We start from the raw sequence: 24,963 nt of genomic DNA, 5'->3' as shown, positions 1-24,963 counted from the left end.
ATTGGTCCGCCCTTTACACACCTGCCTGACCAGCACTGCCTGCACTGCCTGTGGCGCGACGACAGGGTGCGGATGATGCGGATCTACTGCCGGTCCCCAGCCTCCGTGCCCGGTCGCTCCATTGGCCCGTCCTGGACATGGGCCTTCGCGCCCGGTTCGCTCGGCGGTCGCACCAGACCACCCGTGTCCGTTTTCCCGATGCCGCCTTCGTCCGGCCGGCGCTCCGGTTTCGGGGCAGGCTTCTCATCGGGTCCGCGTTCGTTCGGTACTTTCGGCATCGTGATCTCCCGTAGCTGTGAAGGGCCAACGGTTGGCGGAGGGATTGTTCCCAATCGAACGCTACAGCTGGCTCGAAGACAGCCCGCGGACAATTGAACCTGTTGCATTCCCGTTGCATTTGCAGCGAGCGAGCTTTCCTGCCGACGGAGCGCGATAGCGCAGTAATAATGGTTTAGTGTTGGACGATGACGACACGAGGCAAACCTTTCCAGGCAGGCCAGAGCGGCAACCCGGCCGGCAAGGCCAAGGGCACCCGCCACCGTGCGACGCTCGCCATGGAGGCGTTGCTTGAGGGCGAAGGCGAAGCTCTGACCCGCAAGGCCATCGAACTCGCCCTAAGCGGTGACGGCCCCGCGTTGCGCCTCTGCCTTGACCGCCTGATGCCGGTTCGAAGAGACCGGGCCATCAGCTTCGCCTTGCCCGAGATCACCACGACCACCGACTTGCCGAAGGCGACCAATGCCCTGTTGCAGGCTGTGGCCTCGGGCGAACTCACCCCATCCGAAGCCGCAGACGTTGGCCGCGCCGTAGACGCCCACGTGAAAGCCATCGAGGCCAGTGACCTGCACGAACGCCTCGCCCGCATCGAAGACAGCATGCAGCAACGCTGAAAGCCCAGGAGACAGTCACATGAGCAAAGTGATCGACATACGCCTGCGCAAGATCGAGCGGGCGATGAAGGGCAACCCGTACGACGACCTTTCGGACGAGCAGTTGGATACGCTGATCCGCGCCAACCTGGAGGTTGCTGCACGGCCCTACAACGGCAACCTCGTCACGATGCGCGACTGCCTGGCGACCTCGGCCGACCACGAGGACCGCGAGACGGCCAAGCACGTCGATTACGTCATCGAGAATTTCCACGAGTTCTACTCGCAGGCCGCTGGCGGCTGACGCCCGGTTTTGAATTCCGTTTGATTGTTTGATTTCTGGGGTGGAATTCAAACCACCCATCGCACCGACCCGCGTCATGGCCGACTATCCGATCAAGGATGACGAGACCGACGACGCCCTTTCGAATTGGCGCGTCCGAGTAGTCCAGTGCCGGGCCTCAGCCCTGAACGGCGTTCTCTACCTTACCGAGGGGGCGGAGATGTCGTAATCGGATTGGATCGCCCGGCATGTTACTCAGCATTGAGACACGTGCCGTTTAAAGTCCTTATCTGCTCATCAGATCGGTCGCACCGCGATTCGTCTGAGGGCAGTTGCCAAGGTATTACGCGTCTCTACATCACGTGTACTCTGCAGAGCAACCTGAATGGCAGGAATGGCAGAAGCAGCTGCGTACCCAATTTCACCGAGAGCATTCCCAATCGCACGTTGCCGACCAGCGTCGTGCGTTGCCTTCAGGCGCTTAATGAGTGGGGCCACCGCTGGAGGTCCAATCTCAGCGAGAACGAGTCCGAGCCGCCACAAAACCGGAAGAAAAGACGACTTATCGAACGCCGCGATGAGCGAGGACAGGTGATCCGAATTCGTCTTTCCGAGCCGTCGAAGGTCATCGATAATCTGCAGGCGGACCTGATCGCTCGCTGCCTTGGAAAGCGCATTCACGACGTCATCGATCGCCGTGGCGGCCGAAGCGCCGATCAGACCGAGCGCATGGACGATCAGCACACGGGCCGGTTCGGGCGGAGCCGCCGCAAGTGCTGCTAGGAGCGGCTCGCATGCAGCGTTGCCGATCGCCCCGAGAAGCTCGGCCATACGTCGACCGAAGGGACGGTGGCTCCACTCGTGAAGGAGCGTGGTTAGGTCGCCGATGGCCGAGGCCGAAGGCACGACGCCTGGAACCATCCGCCCGAGCATTCTCTCGACGTCGTAGGCATCCCGCATCGTCCGCAATGCCGCGATCTGGACGGTGGCCGTCCGCGAGGCCGACGCCCCGATCTTGAGGAGCGCATCGGCAAGCTCGACAATGAGATCGCCATCGCTGCTTGTTTCTGCTGCGTCGGCGAGAAGCACGGCGGCTGAGGCGGCCGGTGTCCCGACGTTTCCAATCGCGCGGGCGAGTGCGAGGCGGGGAGATGCGGATTGGGCGTCGACGAAGTCCTGCATCAGCGGTTCGACCGCATCGCGCCCGAGCGTTGCCATCGCTGCCGCCAACGCGTTCATGACGTCCCGATTGGTCGTCTGACGGAAAGTTGCTCGCAACGGGGCGAGCGATACCCTCGCGCGTAAGCCGATCACCGCCAAGGCGTCGGCGATGGACCTGCGCAGATGATCGTCCTGCGTCGCTTCGAGTACATCCAGCAGGCCCGCAAGAGCCACTCGGGCGTCCGGTCCGATCTCTTCGAACGCGCGTGCGATTCCGATCAGCTGCTCGTCGCTGGCGCCGCCGAGGGCTGCGACGAGCGGCGGAACGGCCGAGGCTCCGATTTTGCCGAGCGCGTAAGCGATATGATAGCGCGTCGCGGGTTCGCGTGTAATCATAAGCGCATCAATCAGCGGCTTGACTGCTTCCGCAGCCATAGGCCGAAGTTGGCGGATCAGCGTCCCGACCTGATCGGTCGTGGCGTGGCCACGCCGCCTTTCGAGGAGCGCAACGACCGTTGCCAGTCGCGGTGCTACCGCTGCACCGATGCCACCCAGCGCGTAGGCCGCCGCTTTCAGAACATCCTCATCCTGTGCCCGGCGGAGCATATCAAGGAGCGCGGGAATCGCGGCGTTAGCGTGCGGGCCGATCCGTCCCAGGGCGTAGGCGACCCACCGGGCGACATCTGCCTCGATGGCGTAGGGTAGGGCCGAGATCAGGACGGGGAGGTCGGCTGCGCCGGCCTGCCACAGGAGGTCTGCCAGCCGGGACGGGCCCGTTTCGCTTACCATCGCGAGACCGTCAGCGAGGCCCGGCACCGAAGGATCCGCGATACGGAGCGCTTCGCATCGACTGTCTCGAAAGTGCGAAGCCATGCGCTCGGCCATGACGTACGCGAAGTCGATGTCTGTTATGCGCTCTTCGTTCTCGAAGGTCGCCGCGGCGATCACCCGCCCGCTGACGACCCTGAACACGCGGAAGCGGCAGGGTACGTGCTCTCGGTACGGGTCCGCGATGCACTCGACCGAGGCGCCATAGAGGTCACCCGATATCCAAGTCGCCGGAACCGGGCCATCGACTTCATGGACGTCTCGCATCTGGACCCGGAGACGGCCTTGGGCCGGCCAACCGATGGAGACGGCGCCACCGAAAGACGTCAGGAGCAGCCGTTCACGGTCGATCGTCCATGCCGCCCCGTAACCTCGTTGATTGGCCGTTGAATGACCCGGCGCGAACCGGCATCGCTCCCAGCGGGGATCGCCCGGCGGCAGGAGGGGCGGGAAAGCATGCAGGGAATAGGACGATGCGCCATCGACCAGTCTGTCCGGCATTTGCCGAGTCATGCGATTGCCTGCCCTCGACGGTTACTGAAGCCGCGTCGCCCCTCGCAACGCTGTACTCCCCAGCGAATTCCTCGCTGGCGGTATGCTTGATTATGCAGAGATTATGAGCCCTGCTAAGCCTGAGAGCGAGCGGTTTGTGGTTGCCAAGGGGGGCGGGATGATTCTTCGATGGGCCATGCGCACGCTGCTCGCCGGTCTGTCGCTTCATGCTGTCAATACGGCCACGATGGCCCGCGAGCATGCAGGTGTCGTCCTGCCGACTATCTCCGCCGGTGCCACACCGCTTGGTGCGGCCCGCCCGATCCTCGCCTGGACGGAGTTCTGCAAGGCGCATGTCGCCGAGTGTGAGGTCGATTCGACTTTCCCGTCTCGCATCGCGCTGAGCCCATCGGTTTGGTCGCTCATCGTTTCGGTGAACCGCCGGGTCAATCGCAACGTCCGGAACCAGACTGATCAGGAGCATTGGGGCGTGCCGGACCGCTGGGACCTCGCCGAGGACGGCGCTGGCGACTGCGAGGATTTTCAGCTGCTCAAGCGCCGCCTGTTGGCCGAGGCCGGTCTCCCCCGCCGGGCCATGCGCTTGACGGTGGTGATCGACGAGAAGGGCGAGGGCCACGCCGTGCTCACCCTGATCACCGACCGCGGCGACTACGTTCTCGACAACAAGACGGATTCCGTGATGGCCTGGCATCAAACCGGGTACGTTTTCATCAAGCGTGAGAGCCAGGATGCGGTGGCCTGGGTGTCGCTGGGCGGCGTCACTTCGCCGGTGGTCACCGCCAACCGCTAGTCTGCTGCCGACCACGCGGGGTCGGCAGCAGCTCTAGGAGTATGGTCTTGTTTATTTATGATTTTTCAAGATACAAATTTTAATCATTAGGCTCGCATCCACCGTAAGTACGACCGCTACAATTTTGCCCACCACGATTAAAGCGACAGTTATTACGGGCCTGTGCTATAGTAGGGCCGCTTCCCCATGTTGCCCTATTTGATCCATTTGACAAAACTAAATAATGACATCCGCGATCCCAGCTAAATTCTACGACACAACCAGTAACTTGTTGTTTTCGGCATTCTTGCAGTGCTCGGAACCGAGCTTTATCTTGGGCGTCGTATCCATAGCTCTCTCCGGCGGCCGAACGATCAGGACTAAAGGTATTGCTCTCGATTGTGACTGCAATAGCGCGCCACTTTTTGGCTCTTGGAGGGTCTTGAGTGCGCTGAATTTCTTGCTGCTGCTGAGCTTGTTCTTGTAAGCGCTTTGCTCGATTTTCCAGATCGCGGCGGCGCTCAGACTCTACGGCACGTTCTCTCTCGTTGTATTTTTGAAATTCTGATTCATCATCGCGTTCGCTTTCGCCATCGTCATTTGAGGAGTTTGGCGCCGGAGTTTCGTATGTTTGAGTAGGCGGTGGGGATGGAGGCACAAATGTTGGAGCCCGGTAAGGTTCAGGTGTATCCCGCGCCGGTGGGCGCTCATGATATTCATAATCATTTCTTGTATCAGGCTGCGTCGTACTCGGCTTATCTGCGCTTATGCCAAGCGGCTTAAAAATACAGGTATTAACATTTGATCCTTGATCGCCTATAAATTCTAAAAATCCAGGAATTTGTTGGCACTTTGGTTCGAGAGCAAAGCGTGCATTCTTTCCATCAATATAGCCCCCAGGCCAAGATATGTAGCATGCATCTCCATAGGTCCAATTTATGCTTTCTGGATTAGGTCCCACTCGGGCGCCCGGCACAGCCGAAGAGCAAGAATCTGCCTTAGCTGAAAGTACTGTTAGCATCAGGAAAAGGCAGGCAATGCTCAGTCGGTTCACCACACACCTCAAATCCAAGTTCAAAAAGCTGAAATTTTCAATGCCGCGTTTTTATGAGAATGTCATTCTGAAATTTTGGAAGTAGGTACGGAAGCATGCTGCGCTGCTCTAATGACGTTATTAAACGTCAAAGCCCTGTGAGCCGCGTGCACCATCACAGAAACCCGCTCCCAGAGTGATCCTTGAAGGCGTTCGCCCGCCGGATGTAGCCGAGCACCGTTCGCGGATCGCGGTGGCGGGATTGATCCATGATTCGGGCGAGGTCCACACCCCTCCCCGCGGCCATCGTGGTGTAGCCGGCGCGACTGCTGGCTCGTCCCCGCCGCCCGATCTGCTCACGGGTCGGCGGGGGAGGTCGACGATCTCACCAGCGGGTCGAGCCAGATACGCAACGCGGCTCACGCAGAGAATGCAGGCACGAAGTTAAACCGAGGCCCGGCGGTCCAACGGATTGTGGCCCCGTATCGGCAACGGTCCTACGTTCGAAGCCGCGCAGAATGGGCAGGCAGGCCGCCAATCGGTAAAGTCGTGCCGGTGAAGTCGCCTTTGGGGATGGTGCGTGCATGACCGATGAGACCCCCGCCGCCGCCTTCAATCGTTACCTGCGGGAGACGGAGCATCTTGTCGGCCGGCCGGCGAACCGCAATCCGATCCCGCTCTGGGAGCAGGCTTTAGCGTTGCTGGTAGGAGTCGCGTTGTTCGGGTTTGTGGTCTCCGTGGCTTGGCGGGTTGGGCAGGGGTTGCTGCAAGCATTCCTGCGTCACCAGCATCTCACATAGAAGAACGTCGAAGCATCAAGGCCCACGCGGAATTGCCGCTACTCTATCGGATAGCGCTCCGCGCCATCGCGAGCCTGAAGCATCACAGGGTATTGTCCGTCCCCCATATGGGGTATGCGGCAGTATATATCTCGCTGTTTGTGAGTAGCGGGGAAAGACGGTTGCGAAAAACGATAATTTAATACTTATTCATCTTGCGGTCTGTAGCCGTTCGAGGAATTAAGCGTGCCAAGTAAGACTATATCTCCGATTAAAGCGCCGAGCGCCGAGGCAGTCTACGCAGCCAGTGCGATGTTGCGCCAAATGCCGGCGTGGCGACAGGCGTTGAAGCCCCTGCTAGACGCGGCGGCCAGAGACATCAAGGCGCAAAGCAGTATTGTGCCCGACCTTCCTAAAGCCCTCAATGAGTTCGGACGGTATTGCCAGCTGCTCGGCAGGGAGATCAAGCAGGCGCAGACTGAGCGCGCTCAGCAGGCGATAGCGCCAGTGCCGCAACCCGATCGTCAGCCAGCGGACGGATCCGCTCGTCAGGTTAGCCCTCGGCGTGCGGGCGAAACCTCGCCGATATCGCCTCGGCCGGTTGGTCGGCCGCGCAAGCCCGCGCGGCGCGATTGAAGGTCGGACCGATCCCCTGTCGGGCCGTTCGGTGATGACGGGCGACGGTTGGCAGGGCGGCAGCTTGTTCGCTATTTGTTCTCGGTGACCGAATCGCCGCCTCACCTTCGCCTGCCCCTCAAGGTCTCGCTGCACAACGAGTGCGTGGCGATCCGCGACGCGGCCGGCATCTCGGTCTGCTACATCTATTATGATGATGGCTGTCCGGTGAGGCGTTCGGTTCGCCAGCGCCTCACCAAGGAAGCGGCGATTGAGATCGGGAAGGCCGTAGCCCGCGCGTTGACGGACGCGGCCGGGCGCCGGTCTAGGGGTAGGGAGAGCGAGAATGGCCGAGTGGCGAGACCTTCTGACGCCCGAGAACCTGGCAGCCCTTGAGTGCTTCATAGCGGCGCAAGAGGGGCAGGAATCGTTGCCGGCGGCGGTGAACGGCATCCTGACGGATTGGCTCTCGGGTTACGGCTATCTACCGGTGGAAGAGCTGCCGGAAGGTGACGATTGAACCGTCCGACCTCCGCAAGAACCGCTATCGGACACCGGCAAAGTTGCATGACGTGGCTCGTATTTGGAGACAGCCATATCGGCACGATCCGGCACGCTGCCGACAGCGGTTGGCTCGAAAGGGAATGCGAGTTCACCGGTGTCGCGGGCGCGACCGCGGTCGGCCTTCGCAATCCGAACAGCGCAACCAACGCGCTCGACATCTTCCGTGAACATCTCCTGCCTCCAAGGCGCAACGCCGTTCCGGTGATGCTCCTCGGCGAGGTCGATTGCGGCTTTGTGATCTGGTGGCGTGCGGTCCGTCTGGGCGAGGGAGTCGAGGCGCAGCTTGAGGCATCGCTTGCCGCTTATGCCGAGTTCGTCGATGCGCTGCTGGCGGCAGGCTATCCCACGGTGGTGATCACAGGCGCGACGGTGCCGACGATCCGGGACGGTCAAGAATGGGGCGACGTGGCGAACAAACGACGGGAGGTCGCCGTCCCGCTTCGAGAGCGGACGCAACTGACCCTCCGCTACAATGCGAGATTGGCCGGCCTTGCCGCGGAGCGCGGGTGCCCGTTCATCGATATCTCGCCCAAGTTATTGAACCCGGAGACAGGGGTCGTCGATGATCGCTTTCGATCCGACGACCCGCTCGATCATCACCTGCACGTCGAACGAGCGGGCCGCCTATGGGCAGAAGCTCTCTCTGCCGTTTTGCCCTAAACGCCGTCACCCTTCTTCCCCCTAGCCACGATCGTCAGCGCGCCGTCGGATAGGGGCCGCTGCAGGGCCGAGGCTTCGGACCAGTCCGCCTGGAGCCAGGCCTCGCGCTCTTCATCCGTGGTCAGGATCACGGGCATGGCTTTCGGATGGATCTCCCCGACCTCGGTGTTCGGCTCGGTCGTCAGGAAGGCGTAGAGATCGTCGGTCGTCTCGCCGTCCTTCACCTTGCGCACCGAGGTCCAGCCTTCCAGCTTGATTCCGGCAAAACAGGACAACGGACGCTCATCACCGAACGCGAACCAGATGTCGCCGCCGGCCGCCTTGTTGTGCTCGCTGAAGGACGTGAGCGGCACGAGGCAGCGGTGCTCTGGCGAGATCCAGCGCCGCCAGTGCGGCGACTTGGTGTTGCGGACGTTGGTGACGCCCGGATCGGTCTTCTTGTTCTTCAGCGCGAATTTCGGCGACGGCATGCCCCAGCGGTACATCGAGAGGGCGCGCTTGCCGTCGAGCACGTGAACGATCGGCGCCGCGTAGTTCGGGAAGATGCCGGGCAGCGAGGGCATGTTGCCGGCGCGATCGGTCTCGACCTTGAACAGGTCGCGGATCGCCTGCTGACTCGACGAGAGGCTGTAGAGGTTGCACATTGACGTATCGTCAACGTCCTCGCGCAAAGCAGCAAGTCTGAAAAAGTAAAACGGATCAGGATCTTATGCTGCTTCCGCCATAGCCCTCGAAGGATGAAACGACCTTGTCAGCGGAGGCCTCGGCAACATCGGCAGAGACCTTGACCTTGCCATTCAGAGCCGGCTCGCCTGCAGTCTCGGTTTTTGGCTGGCCGCCTTCGAGGTCGGCTCCTGCTGGCTGCGTCCCTGCGGTGTTCTCATCCGACGCCGCAGCGATCCTCACCGAGCTTCGATCGAGACCGTGCTCCTGAACGAGACGTTCGACGGCCATTTCGGCATCGCGGCGGGTTTCGAACTCTGCGGAAATCGTTTTGGACATCTATGGCCTCCGACATGGGAACAAGGCCTGGGCAACGGTCCGCCAGCAGCAAGGTTCAGTCCTAAGATTTCGCCGATCAATGGACGGCGAAACTGACGCAGAACAATGGGCGCACAGATGGAGCACTTCGCCCTAACTAGTCGGCTTGCCGACGCGATGGGTTTCAAATGTGGTACTTGTACGGGTTCGTTCTGATGGCGGGGATCGCCAACGCCGTACAGGCTGGGCTCAATGGCGCCTTATCGAAAGGGCTGGCTCAATCATTGACCGCCGGTCTGGTTGTCGCGGCAGGCACCGCCACGTGCATTCTCACGGTCGGTCTTATCTCAGGCCATCTGACTTGGCCGACGGCCGATCAGGTATCGCACATGCCATGGTGGGCTTGGTTCGGAGGGATTCTCGGTGGCGGAATCATTCTGGCGCAGTTCGTCGTTGCCCAGAAGATCGGGGCTGCACCATTCCTTGGCCTCTTGGTCACAGCGGGAGTGGTAACATCGGTTGTTCTGGATCACTTCGGATTAATCGGCTTCGAACAGCACACCGCTAATGGCTGGCGGCTCGGTGGTGGCCTTCTGATGATCGTTGGCGTTACGCTGGTTGCCGTGTTTTGAACGCTAGCTGCATCCTGCCAATCCAATAATTCGATCGGTTTCCCATCAACAGTAGATCTGATCGGTCAAAGGCATGGGTACTTGGTTGCCATTCACGGCTCTATGGGCGTGAACGAGATAGCGACGCCGCAATTTCACATTGAGGTCACCTCGAGCGATGGAGCGATCGTAAGCCCGGATCCCGAGGGGACCGATCTCGACGGAGTCGGCGCCGCAAGTGCGCTTGTCGTCAAGACATTGGTAGGCTTCACCCAGGAGCGGCCGCTTCCAGGCATGACACGCACCACCACGGTCACCGCTCGCGACAAGAATGGGGGGCTGTCTGCCGCGACAGCGCTACGGTTCAAAGCCGTCCGCTATCAGGACCAGACGGTCCGGCCGTAGGGCGCCCATTGCCGCCATGAACCGAACCGCCTGAGCCGATCGTCGACTATGCCCACGCCACAGGCAGCTCGTCGATCCGCGTGGTGTAACGCGGCGTCCGCATTTCGAACTTCGTCGACCACCCCGTGCGGGTTCGCTCCAGTCCCACACGCGCTGGCACGACAGCTCCGCGGCCGAAGCGGGCGTTGCAGGCGTCCAGTGCCGCCATCAGGGCCGCACCCTGTTCGCGGTCTAGTTGGCCGATCAGCGCCCGTTGGCTTGCAACCAAAGGCACTAGGTCCACGGTGATGACGCCGGCCTTGCTGTAGCGCCAGGGCGGATCGCCCTGCGGGCGCCACGTCTTCGCGATGCCGTGCAGCGCCGCCTTGATCAGCACGAGGCTGTCGTTCGACGCCTCGGGCAGGTTGACTGTGGTCGAGACCGACCGCTGCGGGTGGTCACGGTCGTGCTCGCTCGTATGGAAAAAGACGGTGACGTGGTCGGTGCCGAGGCCCTCGCGCCGCAACTTCTCGCCGAGCCGCGTCGCGTGCGCGGCGACCGCCTGCTCCAGACTGGCCCGATCCTCGACCCGGCTTCCAAATGAGCGGGTGACGGCGCAGCCCTTGCGCTGGGCGGGCAGCACGCCGAGCGGCAGGCAGGACACGCCGCGCAGCTCGTGGATGATGCGCTCGCCGACCACCGTCATCGCCTTGCGCACCGGCCGGGGATCGAGGTCGCGCAGATCCGCCACAGTATCGACGCCCATGGCTTCGAGCTTCGCGAGCGAGGCCCGTCCGATGCCCCAGACCTCACCGACATGGATCCGGCCGAGCCAGTGCGCATAAGCGTCCGGGTCCGTCAGGTCGCAGACGCCGTCGAGCGGCGAGATCGACTTCGCGATGTGGTTGGCGAGCTTGGCCAGTGTCTTGGTGGCGCCGATGCCGACACAAGTCGGTATGCCGGTCCAGGCCCGCACCGTCGCGCGGAGATCCCGAGCGAGTTCGATGCGGCGGTCAGGGCGCACGTCGGTGAGGTCGAGGAAGCTCTCGTCGATCGAGTAGATCTCGATGGCCGGTGCGAAGCCCCGGTAGACAGCGTTGGTGCGAGCGCTCATGTCGCCGTAGAGCGTGTAGTTCGAGGAGAAGACACGGACGCCTTGAGCCCGGCAGAGGTCGCGGATTTTAAAGTAGGGATCGCCCATCTTGATCCCGAGGGCCTTGGCCTCGGCAGTGCGGGCAATTGCGCATCCATCGTTATTGGACAGCACGATCACCGGCACGCCGGCCAGCTTCACGTCGAATACCCGTTCGCAGGAGCAGTAGAAGCTGTTGCCGTCGATAAGCGCGATCGCGCGGGTTCGTTCGGACCGGCGCGCCAGCGGCCGGCTCAAGACAGCCGTCCGCGCGCCAGGTGCCATCGGATCGAGAAGCGCAGCACGCCCCAGATCTCCACCTCGCCGTACTCATCGACGCTGAAAGCCGGCATGTCCTGATTGTCGAAGTCGAGTCGGGCACGGTTGTCGACGGTCCGGTAGCGCTTACAGGACAGTTGCCCGTCGACCACCGCGACGACGACGCTGCCGTTCTCGGCGCGCAGGCTGCGGTCGATGCATGCCAGATCGCGATCGTGGATGCCTGCACCGCGCATCGAATCACCCCGGATCTGCATCAGGAAGGTCGCCGGCGGGTTCGGTACCAACCAGCGCGGCAGCTCCAGCGCCCCTTCGATGAAATCGTCGGCAGGGCTCGGGAAGCCGGCGCATAGCGCTCGCCCGATCACCGGCACTCGAACCGCGTCGGAGCTTCCGAGGATCAGTTCGTCGACCGCAAGCGGATTCACTCGGCGGTGCCCGCCGCGGTGGATACGCTGCCGCGGATGTATCCGTACGAGATGAGCCGGTCCCGCTGCATCGTCCTCCGTTCGGCCTCGCTGAGATCCGCCAACGCGTCCTCGACCGCGCGGACAAGGGCGACCCAGGTGTCGCCGCGTGCAGCCCGCCGGTAGGCGAGCGCGATCGTCTCGGCTTCCGTTAGCCGGATCTCCACAGGTGGTTCGTTGGGGTGGGCGTGCATCGCGACTCCTGTTCTCTGTAGAACATAACAGGAACAAAACGGTCGCGAATGTGCGGCTTGTCGATCGCGGCCGAGATCGGGAACGAGCGGTGGACGCCTGTGGAGCGCGGGGTAAATCTCTAATGCCAACGCGGCTTTACCGTTTCCACTGCACCAATGGATACGAACTCGTCGCCGATCTGCGAGGCAAGCGACTGCCGACGATGGCACTCATGCGACTGCATGCCGAGAGGGTGGCGTTCGAACTTATGCAGGGTGGCGAACGGCTCGACTGGTCGGCGTGGCAGGTCGATGTCTACGATGCCAAAGGTAGGCCGGTAATGACGAAGCCGTTCATGGATATACGCAGGTGAACGCAGGCTTCCGCTTTGGCAGCATTGATCCAGATCGATCGCACCAATTGCAAAACTAAACCGCGCTCCCGGACTGCGACACTGCTGGGCCGGAACGGTTGCCGCCGCATCTGCTTGCCGCTCTGCAGATCAGCGGAGAACACGCAGCCATGACCACAGCCAATACGCCGATGCCCGGCGAGGATTCCGGCGCCCTTCCCGAGGATCAGCGCGATGGTGAGATCGATCCGGCGACCGAGGTGGAGATCGAGGCCAACCCGCAGCCCGAGCCAGACTCGTCCCTGCCGCCTGACGATGATCCCGAGGTCGAGGATACCGAGCAGCAGCCGACCTGAGGGGCGGTCGGCGGAACGCGTTCGAACCGCAGTACCGCCGTCGCCGGTTCATCGAAAGTGGGCGGATTAACCACTCAAGGGAGGGGCCTGTGTCCCAAAGCAAGACCGACAGCACGCCCGCCGACCGGCGCACGGAAGACGGCGAAACAAATGATGAGCAGCAGCACATCGGCACCCATGCGCCATTCGGTGCACCGCTCGACCCGACGGAGAGCCAGAAGTTGGAGAACGGCCGTAAGGTCTCCGACAGCCAGCATGTCACCATGCCCGAGCGTTCGCGGGACGCCGCCAAATAGCGCAGAGGAAGCAACTATGGCTCACATCCTTGTCCTCGGAGCCAGCAACGGCATCGGCCTGGAGACCGTCAAGGCGGCTCTGGCCGCCGGACACCGAGTGCGGGCCTTCGCCCGCTCTGCCGCCGAGATACCTCTTTCAGATCCCGATCCGGAGCGGTTCACCGGGGACGCGCTGAAGGGCGGCGACGTGACAGCGGCGCTGGACGGTATCGATGTGGTGGTCCAGGCGCTGGGCGTCCCGTTCAAGAGTTTGTTCGGGCCGGTGCATCTCTTCTCGGATGCGACCAACCTGCTCGTGCCGGCCATGGAGAAGGCCGGCGTGCGCCGTCTGATCGCAGTGACCGGCTTCGGAACCGGTGACAGCCGGGCCGCTGTCGGCCTCTTGCAGCGATTGCCGTTCCAGCTCGTATTCGGGAGGGCCTACGACGACAAGGACGCGCAGGAGATGCGCATTCGCAAGAGCGGCCTCGATTGGACCTTTGTCCGGCCGGGCGTACTGACGGGCGGCGCGAATACGGGCCGATATCAGGTCCTGGAGCAGCCGTCCTCGTGGCGGAACGGTCGAATCGCCCGCGCCGATGTGGCCGATTTCATCGTCCGGGACATCGCGTCTAAGGCCTACATCCGTAAGGCGGTTGTCCTCGTCAACTAGGCAAGAACGTCCGCTATCGATTCAGGATCGTCGTTGAAGCCATCACCCACCGAGCGGCTTCGTCGCGCTTTCATCGCGCGCCTTGGGGCACTGCGGCATCTGCCGGCCTTGTTCCGCGTGGCCTGGGCGACAAGCCGCGTGCTGACGCTCGGCAGCATTGGCCTGCGGCTTGTACGTGCGGCCCTGCCGGCTCTGATGCTTTACGTGGCGAAACTCGTCATCGACACGGTCGTGGCCGGCCGATCCGATCCGACTACTTCTGCGACTGCCGACTGGCTCGCCGATCCCCGGCTCCGGCACGTCGCGCTCCTAATCGGAATCGAGTTCACCCTGGCGGTTACCTCCGACCTCATGGGGCGGGCTACAAGCCTCGTCGACGGCGTGCTGTCCGAGCGGACCGGCAACGCCATCACCCTCAGGCTGATGGCCCATGCCGCGACACTAGATCTCGAGCAGTTCGAAGACCCCGGCGTACAGGACGGACTCGAGCGCGCCCGGCGGCAGGTCGCCTGGCGCTCCAACCTGATAGGCCAGCTGCTTGGCCAGGGGCAGGATCTGCTCACCGCGATCTCCCTCGCGGCGGCGGTGGTGGCGTTCCTGCCCTGGCTCGTCGTCCTGCTCGTCCTCGCACTGATCCCGGCCTTTCTCAACGAACTGCACTTTAACCGGCAGAGCTACCGGCTCGCTTACCGGCGCTCGCCCGAGCGGCGGGAGAGCGACTATATGCGCTACCTCGGCGCTGGGGCCGAGAGTGCCAAGGAGGTCAAGCTCTTCGGCCTCGACGCCTTCCTGTCCGATCGCTTCGGCGTGCTGGCGAACCGCATTCTTGGTGAGAACACTCAAATCGCGGTGCGACGCGCCGGCTTCGGCGGCGCATTCGCGAGCCTCGGTACGCTCGCCTACTATCTCGCCTATGCCGTGATCGCGGTCCGCACTCTCGACGGCACGCTGACGGTGGGCGACCTCACCTTCCTGTCCGGGGCGTTCCTGCGGCTGCGCGGTCTCGTCGAGGGGTTGCTGCTCGGCGTCTCACAGCTCACCGGCCAGGCGCAGTATCTCGACGACCTCTTTTCCTTCTTCGCCGTCGCTCCCCGCATTCGGTCGCCCGAGCGGCCTGCCGCGTTTCCCGAGCCGATCCGCGATGGCTTCGTCTTCGAGGATGTCGGGTATCGCTATCCCGGCGCCGAACGCTGGGCCGTGCGCCATCTGTCGCTGTCCATCCGGGCCGGCGAGGTCGTGGCGCTGGTGGGCGAGAACGGCAGCGGCAAGACCACCATCGTCAAGCTGCTCTCGCGCCTCTACGACCCGAGCGAGGGCCGCATTCTGCTCGATGGCCGGGACCTGCGCGACTACGATCTCGATACCTTGCGCGCCCGGATCGGCGTCATCTTCCAGGACTTCGTCCGCTTCGACTTCACCGCCGGCGACAACATCGCCGTCGGTCGTATCGACGCGCGCGCCGACGCAACCCGTATCGGCGGCGCCGCCTCACGGGCGCTGGCCGACACCGTGGTGGCGAAGCTGCCGACCGGTTACGATCAGCGCCTCGGCCGGCGCTTCGAGGACGGCGTCGACCTGTCCGGCGGCGAATGGCAGAAGATCGCAATCGCCCGCGCCTACATGCGCGACGCCGAGGTGCTGATCCTCGACGAGCCGACGGCGGCGCTTGATGCGCGGGCCGAGGCCGAGGTCTTCGCCCGCTTCGGCGACCTCGCGGCCGGGCGCACCGCGATCCTCATCTCCCACCGCTTCTCCACCGTGCGGCAGGCCGACCGCATCTTCGTCCTGGCTGAGGGACGGGTGCAGGAGGCCGGCTCGCACATCGAGCTCGTCCGCTCAGGCGGGCGCTATGCCGAACTGTTCGAGCTTCAGGCCGCCGGCTATCGCTGAGCAGCCGACTGGCGCCGACGAGAGGAACGCGATGCGCGAGACCCTGACCGTCTACTACGACGGCGCCTGCCCCCTCTGCCGGACCGAGATCGGACACTATCGCGGCTGCAGCGGCGCCGACCGCGTTAGGTTCATTGATCTGAGCTCGTTCGAAAAAGATGACACCCTGGGTCCCGGTCTGAACTGTGCCGCTGCCCAGGCCCGCTTCCATGTGCGGGACACGACAGGGCGCCTGAGTTCCGGCGCTGCGGCCTTCGCCGAACTCTGGTGCACCTTGCCGGGCTGGCGCTGGCTCGGGCGTGCAGTCAGCCTGCGCGTGTTCGGGTTCCAGCCGATACTGCCGGTCGCCGAAGTGGCCTATCGCATCTTTCTGCCCCTTCGGCCTCGGTTGGCGAGGCTACTCATGCGCGCGCGACGGTTCCGCTGACGATTGCGGTTCAGCGCAGACGCGAGAAGATGTGCGCGATTGCGCTACCGACCGTCACGGCCGCCGTTCCGACAACCGTGAGGACTGCGGCTACCACGGCGAAAACCGCGGCGACGAACACCGCCACTACGACTGCACCGAGCAGGATCAATCCGACGATGTTGCCGACTACTTCCGCGCCGAACCAGCCGGTCGTGTAGCCCACGAGGGCGATCAGCGGAGACAGCGCCACGAACGCGGCGGGTGGCCCCGTCAGGCAGCCGAGCAAGAGCAGTCCAGTCCTGCCGTGCGGAGACTGCATCAAGGCCTGCCAAGCTATCGGCCGCTTGAGGGCAGTGATCGTTCTACTGTCCAGATCCGCCGCCACCTGAGCTGTTCGACTTCGGCTTGTTGTTGTCCTCCGCGTTGCCAGAGGCGGCGGATGAGCTATTCGAAGGAGTACCCTGCGCAAGCGCCGGTCCCACGATCACGAGTGCCAAGGCAGTTAGGGCGGCGAGCTTTTTCATTGGGTCGTGCCTCCTGCCGGACGGTCCCGGCTGCTGCCATAACGCGTGAAGACGACTTGCGGCCCCAACGACACCGGATCCTAAATGAAGTGCACCCGGAGCGTCGGGTCGTGCTAAAAGACCGTCTCTGGACCACTGGCACATGCTCCAAAGGATGTGCCGCGTCGGCGAAGCCCGCTCGGGGCGTGCGTCGGACAGCACGCAAGCGGCTGACGAGTGTATCGACCGTGAACCTGCCGCCCGAGCCTGGCGCCGGCAACTGGTCCCATATCACTGGCACCAATACCGGCGCACCCGTGCGGGCGCGTGTCGAGAAGCTGGCGAACGCGGTCGCCCCTCTGTGATTTCGGAGATAGTCGACGAAGATCCGATTTGCTTGGCCAACGTATCTGCCGAGAACGAGCTATGGCAGCCCGTTGCCACCAGCCGAGCCGTACACCTGACCGGTGGCGTAGCTGCCTTCCGCCGAAGCGAGCTGCACGTAGATCCCGGCAAGCTCGACCGGCTGTCCAGGCCGGCCGAACGGTGTCTGAGCGCCGAACTTCTCAAGCTTGTCCATCGAAGCTCCGCCGGACACCTGAAGCGGAGTCCATATCGGTCCAGGGGCAACCCCGTTTACCCGGATCCCCTTCGGCGCCAGCTGCTTGCCGAGGGAGCGCACGAAGTTCGTCGTCGCGGCTTTGGTCTGTGCGTAGTCGTAGAGGTCGGGCGTCGGATCGGTGGCCTGCTCCGAGGTGCTCGCGATGATCGTCGAGCCCGGCTTCAAGTGTGGCAGCGCCGCCTTGATGATCCAGAACGGTGCGTAGATGTTGGTCTTCATCGTCCAGTCGAACTGCTCGGTGGAGATGTCGAGGATCGAGGCGTGGGCCTGCTGACGGCCGGCATTGCTCACCACGATGTCGAGGCCGCCGAGGCCCTTCACGGCCTGCGCGACCAGATCCTTGCAGAACGCTTCGTCGCGAAGGTCACCGGGAACCGCGAGGCCGATCCGCCCCTCTTTTCGGATGAGGGCTATCACCTCCGCGGCATCGGGCTCCTCATCCGGCAGGTAGTTGATGGCGACGTCCGCACCCTCGCGCGCGAAGGCGATTGCCGCTGCCCGGCCCATCCCGGAGTCGCCGCCCGTGATCAAAGCCTTGCGTCCGGCGAGCCGTCCGGATCCGCGATAGCTCGTCTCTCCGTGATCCGGCTTCGGCTCCATCTGGCCGGCGAGACCCGGCCACGGCTGCGACTGCTTTGCGAACGGCGGCTTCGGATACTGGCTGATGGGATCGATCAATGGCTGCGCAGCGGCAGGAGCCGCCTCGCGCGCCTGGGCCGAACCAGCTGCAGCAACCGCAAGGCCCGTTCCCACGCCTCCTACGATCTGACGACGGGACAGGGGCATCTGATCGTTCGAACCCATTGCGGCTCCTTGCTTGGCTGAGCAGGGGAAACAATGCGTGCGAGCGATCGTTTCGGACGGCTCTGTCGCAGGTCCGGAAACCGTGAAGGCTAACTCGTCGTGATAGCGGAGATATCGGATGGCACCCGCGTGCTGATCCAGCGCTGAGGCCGAGGTGTTGCGTGTCGCGAACTCGATGGGACCAACTCGCCTTCGGATAGAACGCCCCTGCAATGGCTGCGATCACTGGCGCCCTGGTCTGTCCTGGGCGAACGGACGCAGCAGCTTGGGGGCTGCGGAAGATCGCGCACGCATAGACATGCCGCTGCTCCTCGCAGGGATTGTTCGGTTCGTTGTTGACGGCCCGAGCTGTCACAACAGCACCGGACAGTGTCAAGCCGGCAGCGAATAGCACTCGGTAAAAGGGAAGGCCAATCATCGACGGGGCGTAATCACGAGCACGGGTGATGGGAGTCTTCGGTGCGGATTTGAGGCTGAGACGTTGGTCATCACTGTCTGGCCCACGTCCGAGGACCAGGCACCGTGATCTCGACAGTCTCGCCAGTGAGCGGTTTGAGGATAGGCATAATGCGCTGCGCTGCAGGTGATGGAACAATGCCGCAAATCGGCTGTGGAGCTCCTCAATCCAGGCAATTGCGCCGACTCCACCAACTTCCGCGGTGTTAGTCCAACCTCACGATCGTGCATTACCCTCCACTTCAGACCGTTGTGCAATTATTCCAGAAATGGAATGCTTTTTTGCGTATTGCTTTGAATGCTTCAGAAAATATACGCGATTATTTTTATAAGCAATTAACTTTGTACGGGTATGATATAAGCTAATGCAGGAGTTGCCGGTTGCTATATTGATTCGCCGTAGATTGTATCATGAAGAATTACTACAAAAAGACTTATCTTAGCTTTATCTGCAACCAGCGGGCGGCTACCGCTGTCGAGATTGCGCTGATCATGCCGGTCTTTCTCTTAGTGATCTTCGCCTGGATCGAGGTTGGGTTCTGCCTCCTAATGCTCAGCACCCTCGACAATGCGGCGCGTGACGCCAGCCGCCTTATCCGGATTGGTTCAGTAACGGAAACTGCCTTTAAGAACGCGGTCTGCGCGAAGGCATCGCCGTTCATTCCCTGCGCCGGCATCATCTACAATGTCCAGTCGGGTACGAGCTTCGCAGGCCTGACTCCCGCCACGACGTCGGCTACCGGCACGCTAAGCAAGACAGGCTTCAGCGCCGGTAGCGCGGGCTCCGAGGTTCTGCTGCAGCTCGGCTATAGCAAACCGTCCTACATCTCGGGATTGCTCGGTGCGGCCGGTTTCGGCGGCAACATCCTATTGCTGACCACGCTGACATTCCAGAACGAGAGCTACTAATGCTCCGGCGCTTTCGAAGTGACGGCAGTGGCATAGGCGCCGTCGAGTTCGCCCTGATCGCACCATTCATGCTGCTGGCAATCCTTGGCAGTTTCCAGGTCTTCGCTTTTGCGCGTGCCCGCATGCTCACGGTGGCCGCCGCGCGTAATCTCGCCGATCTGATCTCGCAGCAGGATGGTGTCACGACGTCCGAACTCGCCGACTTCTGCAAGGCCGGAAAGCTCTCTTTGCTGCCGCTGGCGAGCAGCACCTTCAAGGCCTCGATCGCGAGCGTGAGCTATTCGGGTAGTCTGCGGAAGATCGACTGGACCGACACCAGCTGCGGCGTCGTTGCGGCAATCACGAACGCGGCGAACACGGCCACTTCTGTCACGCCCACGGCGGGCGACAGCGCGATCGTCGTCGCGGCGAGCTACGCCTACTCCTCGCCACTGACCTTTCCGATAAGCCTGAACGTCACCTTCACCGCTACCGCCCTGGCGCGCCCGCGGTCGGGGACGGCAGTGACCTATGGCAGCTGAGGCGATGAGCAGGACCGGATGTCGCTCCGTGCGTCAGACTCTCGGCCGTTTCTGGCGCGACCGGAGTGGCGTTTTCGCGATTTGGTTCGCTGTGATGGCGATACCGATGATGCTGATGGCCGGCGCGGGCCTCGACATGATGCGGGCGGTTCAGCTGCGTGCGGAATTGCAGGCAGCGGCCGATTCCGCAGCGCTTGCTGGCGCGTCCGTCTACGTGTCGGCTGCGACAGGCTCGACGGCTCAGGCTGTCGCCAACCGTTTCATGGCAAGCGCCGCTGCCAGAATGCCTTACGCATCTGGCATAAGCTATACGGCAACCCCTAGTGCGTCAGGTGCCGCCGTCTACAGCGTAGCCGTGACGGCACAGGTAAGCCTGCCGAACACGATCATGGCGATTCTGAAAAACGCGACGGACATCACCGTCATCGCGGAGGCGCGAAGTGCCGGCTACAAAATAGCCTTCTCGCTCTCAAGCTTCGCCAGCAATGCGGCTGATGCCAACAGCATTTACTGGTACGTTGTGCCCAACAACAACGGTGTTCCAAGCGATTCGGCGTTGAACTTGCTGTTTTCGAATACTGGCGGCAGCTCTCAGAAGGACATCTCGGCCATCATTGGCACTGGCCAAAAAATCGGCTTTGCTCTCAAGAATGTCACCGGCGGTATAAGCGGCTACGGTAAGAACGGTTACGGTAAGTCTCAAGGAAGCGTGAATTCTTTCTATTCTCACTTATCTCCTCCATCGTCGGTCGCCTATCCAAGTCTACTGTCACTGTTCAATTGTAGTTTACAAACGACAGTTGGCGCTTCGACGTCAGTAAATAACGGATCCTGCCCGCTATCGCTTGGGCCCGTCAGCAATGGAACAATCAACTGCGCTCAGTCGGCCGGCAAAACGGTGAACTACTACTGGAATGACATGGGAGGAGTGTCGGACGATCGTGATTATAACGATGCGGTTTTCAATGTTACCTGTCCAAGCAGTGCCGGCTCGAGCGGTTCCGGATCCCAGGCGACCGGCAGCGTGGTTCTGACAAAATAGTAGGATGTCTACCCCTGGGCACCGCCGTCGTTCTCGGTCGTGAGTTGATCCGGCCGCCAGGTCCTCGTCGGACTATATGGCTTGGCCCTTCTCTTTACGAAAGACGCCCAGGAAGCGTGACAGTCCTTTCAACGCCGAGTCATCGGTTGGATCGATCGAAGGCTCTGGTTCTGGCTCTGGCTCAGTTCGATCCTGCACCAGTTCGTTGAGCACCTGGGTCAGCATTGGCGGCCATGGGATATCGTTGTCGTGCAGCAGGCGGGCGGCTTTCGCGAGCGCCTGAACCTGATCCTCGGAGATCGGCCGGTTCATGATCTGCGCGTCGAGAATCTGATCGGTAAGCGCCGCGGTCAGTTGCTCGACCTTGGCTAGACGGTCCGTGGATGTCGGCTGGCCACTCACTCTTTTTAGCCTTTTGGCGCGATACCCCGGTATCGAGCTGTATATCGATCTGCGTCGATGGCCTTCGGGATTGCCAGCAGCTTCTAACCTTCTCCACCACCATCATTCTCGGATGTGAGTTGATCCGGGCGCTTGCCCTCGTCGGGCTTGTCTTTGTCCGGAGGCGAGTCCGGCGCTTGGTTCTTTATCGTTCGCTTCGCTTGGTCAGTATCGGCCTCACCGGCCTTCGGCGGCTCGGGCTTGTCGTCTGGCGTCATGTCTAATGCTCCTCATGCGTGTCGTTGGCGCGGCGGCTGAACCGAATGCCGGCCCCTCCCCCGTTCTCGGGGATGAATTCGAGGCCGGCCTGCTCCAGAGCGGTGACCACGGCGCGGACGTTGTTTGCCATTCCAGAGGCTAGCCCTTCGCTAGCCTCCATCCGTTTAAGTGTCGGCACTGAAATCGAAGCGAGACTCGCTAGTTCCGCTTGGCTCATTCCGAGGAGCGCACGGGCAGCAGCGACCTGCCGACCCGTCACCGATTGATCTTTTTGGCTCACGATGACCCAAAGGTGTTGACTAATGGCCTGTAATGATCCATAAGTATCACAGAGATGCTTTGGATCAAGGCCCAGCCGATGACTACCCCTCACTTCATCCCCACAAACGTCCTGGTCGCCGCCTTCCCGCAGCACGGCCGCCGCCAGGTCAGCATCCGGCGTCAGGAAGGCCGCGAGCTATGGGCCGCCTGCAAGGCCGAGATCGAGGCGTCCCGCCCGGTCGGCTTTCAGCCCCGCATCGAGTTCATCCCGCCGACCCGCGCCGGCATGCTCCTCGGCGAGAAGCCAGTTCACCGCCTCACGGGCCGCTCGGGCGAGCGCCACACCTTCGTTCGGGTGTCGGCCGTTGATCGCGCCGCTCTGGTTGCCGGCCCGGTCGTACTCGTCGCCGTCCGCCGGGTGCCCGGCCGGATCGATACGCTCGGCGCCGAGGCGTTCGAGCCCGAGAACGCCGCCCGCCTCAACGCTTGGATCAGCCGCGCCACCGCTGCCCGCGATGTCGAACTGCTCGCTTGCAGCAACATCGCCAGCCGCACCGAGCGCGCCACGGTGGCCGCCGACCTCACGGACAAGCCGGCCCGCGCCTCGGCCTTCGTCACCGCCGGCCAGTATGATCGCCGCGCCATCATGGCCGCCGCCATCGTCACGGCGAAGACCATCCGCGCCGCCACCGGCTCGGCCTGGGGCGTCTGCCTCTCCGCTGCTCTCCGCGACATCTGGCAGGCCGCTAAGGCCGCCCGTCTCGCCTCCGCGCATTGAGGAGCTGCTGCGATGTCGAACGCCCTTCCTCGCCGCCGTATCATCGGCGCTGCACTCGCCACCGTCGCCGCCAGTGCCCTGCCCGCTTCGGCTGCCCTCCCGACCACCCTTCGGGGTGATGACGGCGACCGGCTTCCCGACCATGCCGCTCTGTGGTCCAGGCTGCCGCTGCCGTTCTCCCCGGCGGAGGCGTGGCACCGCCTGTCGCCCGCGACGCAGGCCGAGATCGGTGCGGCCGTCATCGGCATGGCGCTCGCCGAATATGTCTACGGCGACGGCATGGCAGAGGCCGACCAGTTCCTCGACGATGGCCTGCGGTCCTCGGCCGCCGACGTCTCGCACGACCTGCTGAACGCCATCGGGCCGCGCCTGTGGGCGCTGTTCCCTGACCTCTACGGGCCGGACGGCGACCACCCGGCATGGGCTCTCGCCGGAGGGCTCGCGCGATGAACGTGGCCACCCTCCCACGTCGTGTCGTGCTCGGCGCGCTCGCGATGCCTTTGGCGGCGCCTGCGGTGAGCGCACAAGCTGATCCGATCTTCGCTGCCATCGCTCACGCGGTCGCGGCCGACAACGCCCTGACAGCGGCCCTGAATGGCCTCGACGAGAGCGACGACGCTGCAATGGGTCTCGCGAACGCCGCGGCCGACCACAGCAGTGACGCCATCAAGGCGCTCGGCGAGACGACGCCGACGACGACGGCCGGGTTGCATGCCCTGATCCGGCACTACGCCGAAGACGTCGCGCTGCAGGACATCTACTCGGCCGGCGCCGTCTGTCTCGCCCATCTGGCCCGCGTGATTGAGGCGCGACCGCCACCGTGAATCACGCTGGCCTTTCCGAGCCCCTGAGCGCCTGAAAGCGCAACCGGCTCAACGCCTTCACCAATCGAATCCGCAACGCCTTTCACGAGCCCTCTGGAGCCCGATCGATGTCTCATGCCTTGATCCCGAATTTCAGCGTCCCGCTGGTGCCGATCCACGACGACGGCGACCGTGTCCCCTTCCATGCCGACCCGATCCTCGCGGCGATCGAAGCGCACGAGGAAGCCTATGCGGTGTTTCAAGCTGCGGCGAAGGGCGGCCCGACGCTCCGCGCCTTCGAGGCGATGGAAATCGCGCTGGAGATCCTGCTCGGCACGCCGTGCGCCACACGGTTCGGCGGGTTCGCCCTGATCCGTCACCTTCGCTGGTGGATCGAGGCAGAAGCGCACCACGCGAGCGACTGCGAGCCCGGCTATTCGATCGCCCAGGCCCGTGAGGCCGACCTGACGCGGTTCCTCGGCTCTGACGGCATCTCGCGCATTGGCACCGCCTTGCCGTCCGGCCGAGTGCCCGCTTCGGTGCCCGCGCCCCTCCCGACGCGCGTCGTGATCGAGGCCGGCCCGACCCCCTCGCCTGCCCTGGTCCGTCTCGGCCGCGCCGTCGCGTCTGCCGGCGACCTGCTGGCCTGCCTCGTCCTCATCGCTGGCGGCTGCGTGCTGACCGGCTTCGCCTCGCTGATCTGAAGTCCAGCATTCCCGTCCGCCATCAATCCCGCTCGCTGGCAACGCGGCTTGCTAGCAATCTGAATAGGAGGCTTCCATGCATAATCCCCTCCAGCGTCTCGCCCGTCCGGACCAGCCCAAGCGCCTTCTGCGCGAGCGGCTGGCTGGCGCTAAGGGCAAGCTCGTCGCAGTCCGTGAGAAGTACGGCCGGACCCTGCGCGTGCACCGCGCCCTGAACGCACCTCTGCCGCTCCCCGCGCCGGCCATCGATCGCGCGGCACTCGTGAATTACGCGACGTTCCTCGCCTTGGAGCGGGATCGGGTCTGCGCCGAGCTTTACCCGCACATGGGTGCGAAGGGCGCGCAGTTCGTGCTCAGCATGAACGAGGCTTGGTCTTTCTTCCATGAGGGCGACAACAGCCTCTCAGACAGGAAGGGACTGCCGCCGGCATCGTCCCGCGCCTTGAAGGTTCTCGACCTCGTCGGCATTGACTGGCGAAAGGATGCGACCGAGACCGACCGCGCCCGGTACGATGACGCCGACCGCGCCGACATCGGCGAGCGCCCTGCGGTGCCGTTCGGCTTCCCGGCGCTCGATGCCGGACTGATGGAAGCCCTCGACGACCTGACGCGCCTCGATGCTGCAATCGAAGCGATGCACTCGGGCAACCCCAATCGCGACGGCGATACGGTCCCCGGCTACGAGGGGCTGGAATGGGCGCGCAACGAAGCGCTCGACCACTTCGTCACCATCCGCGCGAGGGGCTTGGACGGTCTTCAGGCAAAGGCCCGCGCGATCCTGACGAAGTCGGTCCAGGATGCCGGCGATCACGTTGAGCAGATTGTGTAAAGGGCGGACCAATT

35 protein-coding genes are annotated in these 24,963 nt (G+C 63.2%); 22 read left to right on the top strand and 13 right to left on the bottom strand.

The window, feature by feature from the left end; all coding sequences use genetic code 11:
* Positions 1 to 464: 464 nt before the first annotated feature.
* A complete protein-coding gene (locus MFF07_RS19615; RefSeq protein WP_238232722.1) occupies positions 465 to 890 on the top strand; it encodes a DUF5681 domain-containing protein in 426 nt (141 codons plus the stop codon).
* Between the two features lie 19 nt (positions 891 to 909).
* The gene (locus tag MFF07_RS19610; RefSeq protein WP_238232721.1) at positions 910 to 1,173 is read left to right on the top strand and encodes a hypothetical protein; all 264 of its coding nucleotides are present in this window, start codon (positions 910 to 912) and stop codon (positions 1,171 to 1,173) included.
* 276 nt (positions 1,174 to 1,449) lie between these two features.
* Here the strand turns inward: MFF07_RS19610 and MFF07_RS19605 are convergent, their stop codons facing one another.
* Positions 1,450 to 3,642, bottom strand: a complete 2,193-nt coding sequence (locus tag MFF07_RS19605; RefSeq protein WP_238232720.1) for a HEAT repeat domain-containing protein — start codon at positions 3,640 to 3,642, stop codon at positions 1,450 to 1,452.
* Between the two features lie 238 nt (positions 3,643 to 3,880).
* Here MFF07_RS19605 and MFF07_RS19600 point away from each other — a divergent pair, with 238 nt between their 5' ends.
* Entirely contained in the window at positions 3,881 to 4,444 is a 564-nt protein-coding gene (locus tag MFF07_RS19600; RefSeq protein WP_238232724.1) for a transglutaminase-like cysteine peptidase, read from the top strand.
* A gap of 79 nt (positions 4,445 to 4,523) precedes the next feature.
* On the opposite strand, the gene MFF07_RS19595 is transcribed toward MFF07_RS19600, so the two are convergent.
* Positions 4,524 to 5,477, bottom strand: a complete 954-nt coding sequence (locus MFF07_RS19595; protein WP_238232719.1) for a DUF4189 domain-containing protein — start codon at positions 5,475 to 5,477, stop codon at positions 4,524 to 4,526.
* A gap of 563 nt (positions 5,478 to 6,040) precedes the next feature.
* Here MFF07_RS19595 and MFF07_RS19590 point away from each other — a divergent pair.
* The 3 genes from MFF07_RS19590 (at position 6,041) to MFF07_RS19580 (ending at position 8,074) form a co-directional block, all read left to right on the top strand.
* Positions 6,041 to 6,256, top strand: a complete 216-nt coding sequence (locus tag MFF07_RS19590; protein ID WP_238232718.1) for a hypothetical protein — start codon at positions 6,041 to 6,043, stop codon at positions 6,254 to 6,256.
* A gap of 940 nt (positions 6,257 to 7,196) precedes the next feature.
* Entirely contained in the window at positions 7,197 to 7,370 is a 174-nt protein-coding gene (locus MFF07_RS19585; RefSeq protein ID WP_238232717.1) for a hypothetical protein, read from the top strand.
* 47 nt (positions 7,371 to 7,417) lie between these two features.
* A complete protein-coding gene (locus tag MFF07_RS19580; protein ID WP_238232716.1) occupies positions 7,418 to 8,074 on the top strand; it encodes an SGNH/GDSL hydrolase family protein in 657 nt (218 codons plus the stop codon).
* On the opposite strand, the gene MFF07_RS19575 is transcribed toward MFF07_RS19580, so the two are convergent.
* Entirely contained in the window at positions 8,071 to 8,718 is a 648-nt protein-coding gene (locus MFF07_RS19575) for an SOS response-associated peptidase (protein WP_238232715.1), read from the bottom strand. The two genes, MFF07_RS19580 and MFF07_RS19575, sit on opposite strands and share 4 nt — an antisense overlap.
* Positions 8,719 to 8,773: 55 nt before the next feature.
* Positions 8,774 to 9,076 carry a hypothetical protein gene (locus tag MFF07_RS19570; protein ID WP_238232714.1) on the bottom strand — a complete coding sequence of 101 codons (303 nt, stop codon included), beginning with the start codon at positions 9,074 to 9,076 and terminating at the stop codon, positions 8,774 to 8,776.
* A 167-nt stretch (positions 9,077 to 9,243) separates the two neighbouring features.
* Here MFF07_RS19570 and MFF07_RS19565 point away from each other — a divergent pair, with 167 nt between their 5' ends.
* On the top strand, positions 9,244 to 9,687 hold the full coding sequence (locus tag MFF07_RS19565; RefSeq protein ID WP_238232713.1) for a DMT family transporter: 444 nt from the start codon (positions 9,244 to 9,246) through the stop codon (positions 9,685 to 9,687).
* 81 nt (positions 9,688 to 9,768) lie between these two features.
* The gene (locus tag MFF07_RS19560) at positions 9,769 to 10,071 is read left to right on the top strand and encodes a DUF6894 family protein (protein ID WP_238232712.1); all 303 of its coding nucleotides are present in this window, start codon (positions 9,769 to 9,771) and stop codon (positions 10,069 to 10,071) included.
* Between the two features lie 46 nt (positions 10,072 to 10,117).
* On the opposite strand, the gene MFF07_RS19555 is transcribed toward MFF07_RS19560, so the two are convergent.
* From MFF07_RS19555 to MFF07_RS19545, 3 genes are read right to left on the bottom strand one after another with little or no spacing between them, the layout of a single operon-like run.
* On the bottom strand, positions 10,118 to 11,440 hold the full coding sequence (locus tag MFF07_RS19555; protein WP_238232711.1) for a Y-family DNA polymerase: 1,323 nt from the start codon (positions 11,438 to 11,440) through the stop codon (positions 10,118 to 10,120).
* Positions 11,437 to 11,889 carry a LexA family protein gene (locus MFF07_RS19550; RefSeq protein ID WP_147816608.1) on the bottom strand — a complete coding sequence of 151 codons (453 nt, stop codon included), beginning with the start codon at positions 11,887 to 11,889 and terminating at the stop codon, positions 11,437 to 11,439. The genes MFF07_RS19555 and MFF07_RS19550 overlap by 4 nt, the downstream gene beginning before the upstream one ends.
* Positions 11,886 to 12,122: a hypothetical protein gene (locus MFF07_RS19545; RefSeq protein WP_147816609.1), complete on the bottom strand. Its 237-nt coding sequence runs from the start codon at positions 12,120 to 12,122 to the stop codon at positions 11,886 to 11,888. The genes MFF07_RS19550 and MFF07_RS19545 overlap by 4 nt, the downstream gene beginning before the upstream one ends.
* A gap of 122 nt (positions 12,123 to 12,244) precedes the next feature.
* Here MFF07_RS19545 and MFF07_RS22745 point away from each other — a divergent pair, with 122 nt between their 5' ends.
* From MFF07_RS22745 to MFF07_RS19520, 6 genes are all read left to right on the top strand, one after another.
* Positions 12,245 to 12,475 (top strand): DUF6894 family protein, encoded by a 231-nt coding sequence (locus MFF07_RS22745; RefSeq protein WP_373322395.1) that lies wholly within the window; start codon positions 12,245 to 12,247, stop codon positions 12,473 to 12,475.
* A 149-nt stretch (positions 12,476 to 12,624) separates the two neighbouring features.
* Positions 12,625 to 12,810, top strand: a complete 186-nt coding sequence (locus tag MFF07_RS19540) for a hypothetical protein (protein ID WP_238232710.1) — start codon at positions 12,625 to 12,627, stop codon at positions 12,808 to 12,810.
* A gap of 89 nt (positions 12,811 to 12,899) precedes the next feature.
* Entirely contained in the window at positions 12,900 to 13,106 is a 207-nt protein-coding gene (locus tag MFF07_RS19535; protein WP_238232709.1) for a hypothetical protein, read from the top strand.
* A complete protein-coding gene (locus MFF07_RS19530; protein WP_306424651.1) occupies positions 13,066 to 13,758 on the top strand; it encodes an NAD(P)-dependent oxidoreductase in 693 nt (230 codons plus the stop codon). Before MFF07_RS19535 ends, MFF07_RS19530 begins: the two co-directional genes overlap by 41 nt.
* Before the next feature lie 33 nt (positions 13,759 to 13,791).
* Complete coding sequence (locus MFF07_RS19525) at positions 13,792 to 15,648, top strand: ABC transporter ATP-binding protein (RefSeq protein ID WP_238232707.1); 1,857 nt, start codon at positions 13,792 to 13,794, stop codon at positions 15,646 to 15,648.
* Positions 15,649 to 15,679: 31 nt separating this feature from the next.
* Positions 15,680 to 16,075, top strand: coding sequence for a thiol-disulfide oxidoreductase DCC family protein (locus MFF07_RS19520; RefSeq protein ID WP_147816614.1), 396 nt, complete (start codon positions 15,680 to 15,682; stop codon positions 16,073 to 16,075).
* Between the two features lie 10 nt (positions 16,076 to 16,085).
* Here the strand turns inward: MFF07_RS19520 and MFF07_RS19515 are convergent, their stop codons facing one another.
* From MFF07_RS19515 to MFF07_RS19510, 3 genes are all read right to left on the bottom strand, one after another.
* Entirely contained in the window at positions 16,086 to 16,343 is a 258-nt protein-coding gene (locus MFF07_RS19515; RefSeq protein WP_238232706.1) for a hypothetical protein, read from the bottom strand.
* Positions 16,344 to 16,501: 158 nt separating this feature from the next.
* On the bottom strand, positions 16,502 to 16,948 hold the full coding sequence (gene ligD / locus MFF07_RS22740) for a non-homologous end-joining DNA ligase LigD (RefSeq protein WP_373322397.1): 447 nt from the start codon (positions 16,946 to 16,948) through the stop codon (positions 16,502 to 16,504).
* A gap of 36 nt (positions 16,949 to 16,984) precedes the next feature.
* The gene (locus tag MFF07_RS19510) at positions 16,985 to 17,986 is read right to left on the bottom strand and encodes an SDR family oxidoreductase (protein ID WP_238232705.1); all 1,002 of its coding nucleotides are present in this window, start codon (positions 17,984 to 17,986) and stop codon (positions 16,985 to 16,987) included.
* An 867-nt stretch (positions 17,987 to 18,853) separates the two neighbouring features.
* Between MFF07_RS19510 and MFF07_RS19505 the strand changes: the two genes are divergently transcribed.
* From MFF07_RS19505 to MFF07_RS19495, 3 genes are read left to right on the top strand one after another with little or no spacing between them, the layout of a single operon-like run.
* A complete protein-coding gene (locus tag MFF07_RS19505) occupies positions 18,854 to 19,351 on the top strand; it encodes a TadE/TadG family type IV pilus assembly protein (RefSeq protein ID WP_238232704.1) in 498 nt (165 codons plus the stop codon).
* Positions 19,351 to 19,872: a TadE/TadG family type IV pilus assembly protein gene (locus tag MFF07_RS19500; RefSeq protein ID WP_238232703.1), complete on the top strand. Its 522-nt coding sequence runs from the start codon at positions 19,351 to 19,353 to the stop codon at positions 19,870 to 19,872. The genes MFF07_RS19505 and MFF07_RS19500 overlap by 1 nt, the downstream gene beginning before the upstream one ends.
* Positions 19,873 to 19,900: 28 nt before the next feature.
* Positions 19,901 to 20,914, top strand: a complete 1,014-nt coding sequence (locus MFF07_RS19495) for a TadE/TadG family type IV pilus assembly protein (RefSeq protein ID WP_238232702.1) — start codon at positions 19,901 to 19,903, stop codon at positions 20,912 to 20,914.
* Between the two features lie 72 nt (positions 20,915 to 20,986).
* Here MFF07_RS19495 and MFF07_RS19490 read toward each other — a convergent pair whose 3' ends face one another.
* From MFF07_RS19490 to MFF07_RS19480, 3 genes are all read right to left on the bottom strand, one after another.
* On the bottom strand, positions 20,987 to 21,316 hold the full coding sequence (locus MFF07_RS19490) for a hypothetical protein (protein WP_238232701.1): 330 nt from the start codon (positions 21,314 to 21,316) through the stop codon (positions 20,987 to 20,989).
* A gap of 83 nt (positions 21,317 to 21,399) precedes the next feature.
* Positions 21,400 to 21,573, bottom strand: a complete 174-nt coding sequence (locus MFF07_RS19485; RefSeq protein WP_238232700.1) for a hypothetical protein — start codon at positions 21,571 to 21,573, stop codon at positions 21,400 to 21,402.
* 2 nt (positions 21,574 to 21,575) lie between these two features.
* Positions 21,576 to 21,791: a transcriptional regulator gene (locus MFF07_RS19480; RefSeq protein WP_238232723.1), complete on the bottom strand. Its 216-nt coding sequence runs from the start codon at positions 21,789 to 21,791 to the stop codon at positions 21,576 to 21,578.
* A gap of 141 nt (positions 21,792 to 21,932) precedes the next feature.
* Here MFF07_RS19480 and MFF07_RS19475 point away from each other — a divergent pair, with 141 nt between their 5' ends.
* From MFF07_RS19475 to MFF07_RS19455, 5 genes are all read left to right on the top strand, one after another.
* Positions 21,933 to 22,613 (top strand): hypothetical protein, encoded by a 681-nt coding sequence (locus MFF07_RS19475; RefSeq protein WP_238232699.1) that lies wholly within the window; start codon positions 21,933 to 21,935, stop codon positions 22,611 to 22,613.
* A gap of 12 nt (positions 22,614 to 22,625) precedes the next feature.
* Complete coding sequence (locus MFF07_RS19470; protein WP_238232698.1) at positions 22,626 to 23,063, top strand: hypothetical protein; 438 nt, start codon at positions 22,626 to 22,628, stop codon at positions 23,061 to 23,063.
* Positions 23,060 to 23,437 (top strand): hypothetical protein, encoded by a 378-nt coding sequence (locus tag MFF07_RS19465; RefSeq protein WP_238232697.1) that lies wholly within the window; start codon positions 23,060 to 23,062, stop codon positions 23,435 to 23,437. Before MFF07_RS19470 ends, MFF07_RS19465 begins: the two co-directional genes overlap by 4 nt.
* Positions 23,438 to 23,544: 107 nt before the next feature.
* A complete protein-coding gene (locus tag MFF07_RS19460) occupies positions 23,545 to 24,120 on the top strand; it encodes a hypothetical protein (protein WP_238232696.1) in 576 nt (191 codons plus the stop codon).
* A 76-nt stretch (positions 24,121 to 24,196) separates the two neighbouring features.
* Entirely contained in the window at positions 24,197 to 24,949 is a 753-nt protein-coding gene (locus tag MFF07_RS19455; protein WP_238232695.1) for a hypothetical protein, read from the top strand.
* Positions 24,950 to 24,963 lie beyond the last annotated feature (14 nt).

Origin of the sequence: Methylobacterium thuringiense, assembly GCF_022179645.1 — a bacterium.
Taxonomy (GTDB): Bacteria; Pseudomonadota; Alphaproteobacteria; order Rhizobiales; family Beijerinckiaceae; genus Methylobacterium; species Methylobacterium thuringiense.
The sequence above is the reverse complement of the archived record's forward strand: the minus strand, read 5'-3'. Positions and strand labels throughout refer to the sequence as shown.

Coding starts and splice junctions, on each gene's coding strand:
- MFF07_RS19615 (WP_238232722.1), top strand. CDS start 465: ATGACGACACGAGGCAAACCTTTCCAGGCAGGCCAGAGCGGCAACCCG.
- MFF07_RS19610 (WP_238232721.1), top strand. CDS start 910: ATGAGCAAAGTGATCGACATACGCCTGCGCAAGATCGAGCGGGCGATG.
- MFF07_RS19605 (WP_238232720.1), bottom strand. CDS start 3,642: ATGCCGGACAGACTGGTCGATGGCGCATCGTCCTATTCCCTGCATGCT.
- MFF07_RS19600 (WP_238232724.1), top strand. CDS start 3,881: ATGGCCCGCGAGCATGCAGGTGTCGTCCTGCCGACTATCTCCGCCGGT.
- MFF07_RS19590 (WP_238232718.1), top strand. CDS start 6,041: ATGACCGATGAGACCCCCGCCGCCGCCTTCAATCGTTACCTGCGGGAG.
- MFF07_RS19585 (WP_238232717.1), top strand. CDS start 7,197: ATGGCCGAGTGGCGAGACCTTCTGACGCCCGAGAACCTGGCAGCCCTT.
- MFF07_RS19580 (WP_238232716.1), top strand. CDS start 7,418: ATGACGTGGCTCGTATTTGGAGACAGCCATATCGGCACGATCCGGCAC.
- MFF07_RS19575 (WP_238232715.1), bottom strand. CDS start 8,718: ATGTGCAACCTCTACAGCCTCTCGTCGAGTCAGCAGGCGATCCGCGAC.
- MFF07_RS19570 (WP_238232714.1), bottom strand. CDS start 9,076: ATGTCCAAAACGATTTCCGCAGAGTTCGAAACCCGCCGCGATGCCGAA.
- MFF07_RS19565 (WP_238232713.1), top strand. CDS start 9,244: ATGTGGTACTTGTACGGGTTCGTTCTGATGGCGGGGATCGCCAACGCC.
- MFF07_RS19545 (WP_147816609.1), bottom strand. CDS start 12,122: ATGCACGCCCACCCCAACGAACCACCTGTGGAGATCCGGCTAACGGAA.
- MFF07_RS22745 (WP_373322395.1), top strand. CDS start 12,245: ATGCCAACGCGGCTTTACCGTTTCCACTGCACCAATGGATACGAACTC.
- MFF07_RS19540 (WP_238232710.1), top strand. CDS start 12,625: ATGACCACAGCCAATACGCCGATGCCCGGCGAGGATTCCGGCGCCCTT.
- MFF07_RS19530 (WP_306424651.1), top strand. CDS start 13,066: ATGTCACCATGCCCGAGCGTTCGCGGGACGCCGCCAAATAGCGCAGAG.
- MFF07_RS19520 (WP_147816614.1), top strand. CDS start 15,680: ATGCGCGAGACCCTGACCGTCTACTACGACGGCGCCTGCCCCCTCTGC.
- MFF07_RS19510 (WP_238232705.1), bottom strand. CDS start 17,986: ATGGGTTCGAACGATCAGATGCCCCTGTCCCGTCGTCAGATCGTAGGA.
- MFF07_RS19505 (WP_238232704.1), top strand. CDS start 18,854: ATGAAGAATTACTACAAAAAGACTTATCTTAGCTTTATCTGCAACCAG.
- MFF07_RS19500 (WP_238232703.1), top strand. CDS start 19,351: ATGCTCCGGCGCTTTCGAAGTGACGGCAGTGGCATAGGCGCCGTCGAG.
- MFF07_RS19485 (WP_238232700.1), bottom strand. CDS start 21,573: ATGACGCCAGACGACAAGCCCGAGCCGCCGAAGGCCGGTGAGGCCGAT.
- MFF07_RS19480 (WP_238232723.1), bottom strand. CDS start 21,791: ATGAGCCAAGCGGAACTAGCGAGTCTCGCTTCGATTTCAGTGCCGACA.
- MFF07_RS19475 (WP_238232699.1), top strand. CDS start 21,933: ATGACTACCCCTCACTTCATCCCCACAAACGTCCTGGTCGCCGCCTTC.
- MFF07_RS19470 (WP_238232698.1), top strand. CDS start 22,626: ATGTCGAACGCCCTTCCTCGCCGCCGTATCATCGGCGCTGCACTCGCC.
- MFF07_RS19465 (WP_238232697.1), top strand. CDS start 23,060: ATGAACGTGGCCACCCTCCCACGTCGTGTCGTGCTCGGCGCGCTCGCG.
- MFF07_RS19460 (WP_238232696.1), top strand. CDS start 23,545: ATGTCTCATGCCTTGATCCCGAATTTCAGCGTCCCGCTGGTGCCGATC.
- MFF07_RS19455 (WP_238232695.1), top strand. CDS start 24,197: ATGCATAATCCCCTCCAGCGTCTCGCCCGTCCGGACCAGCCCAAGCGC.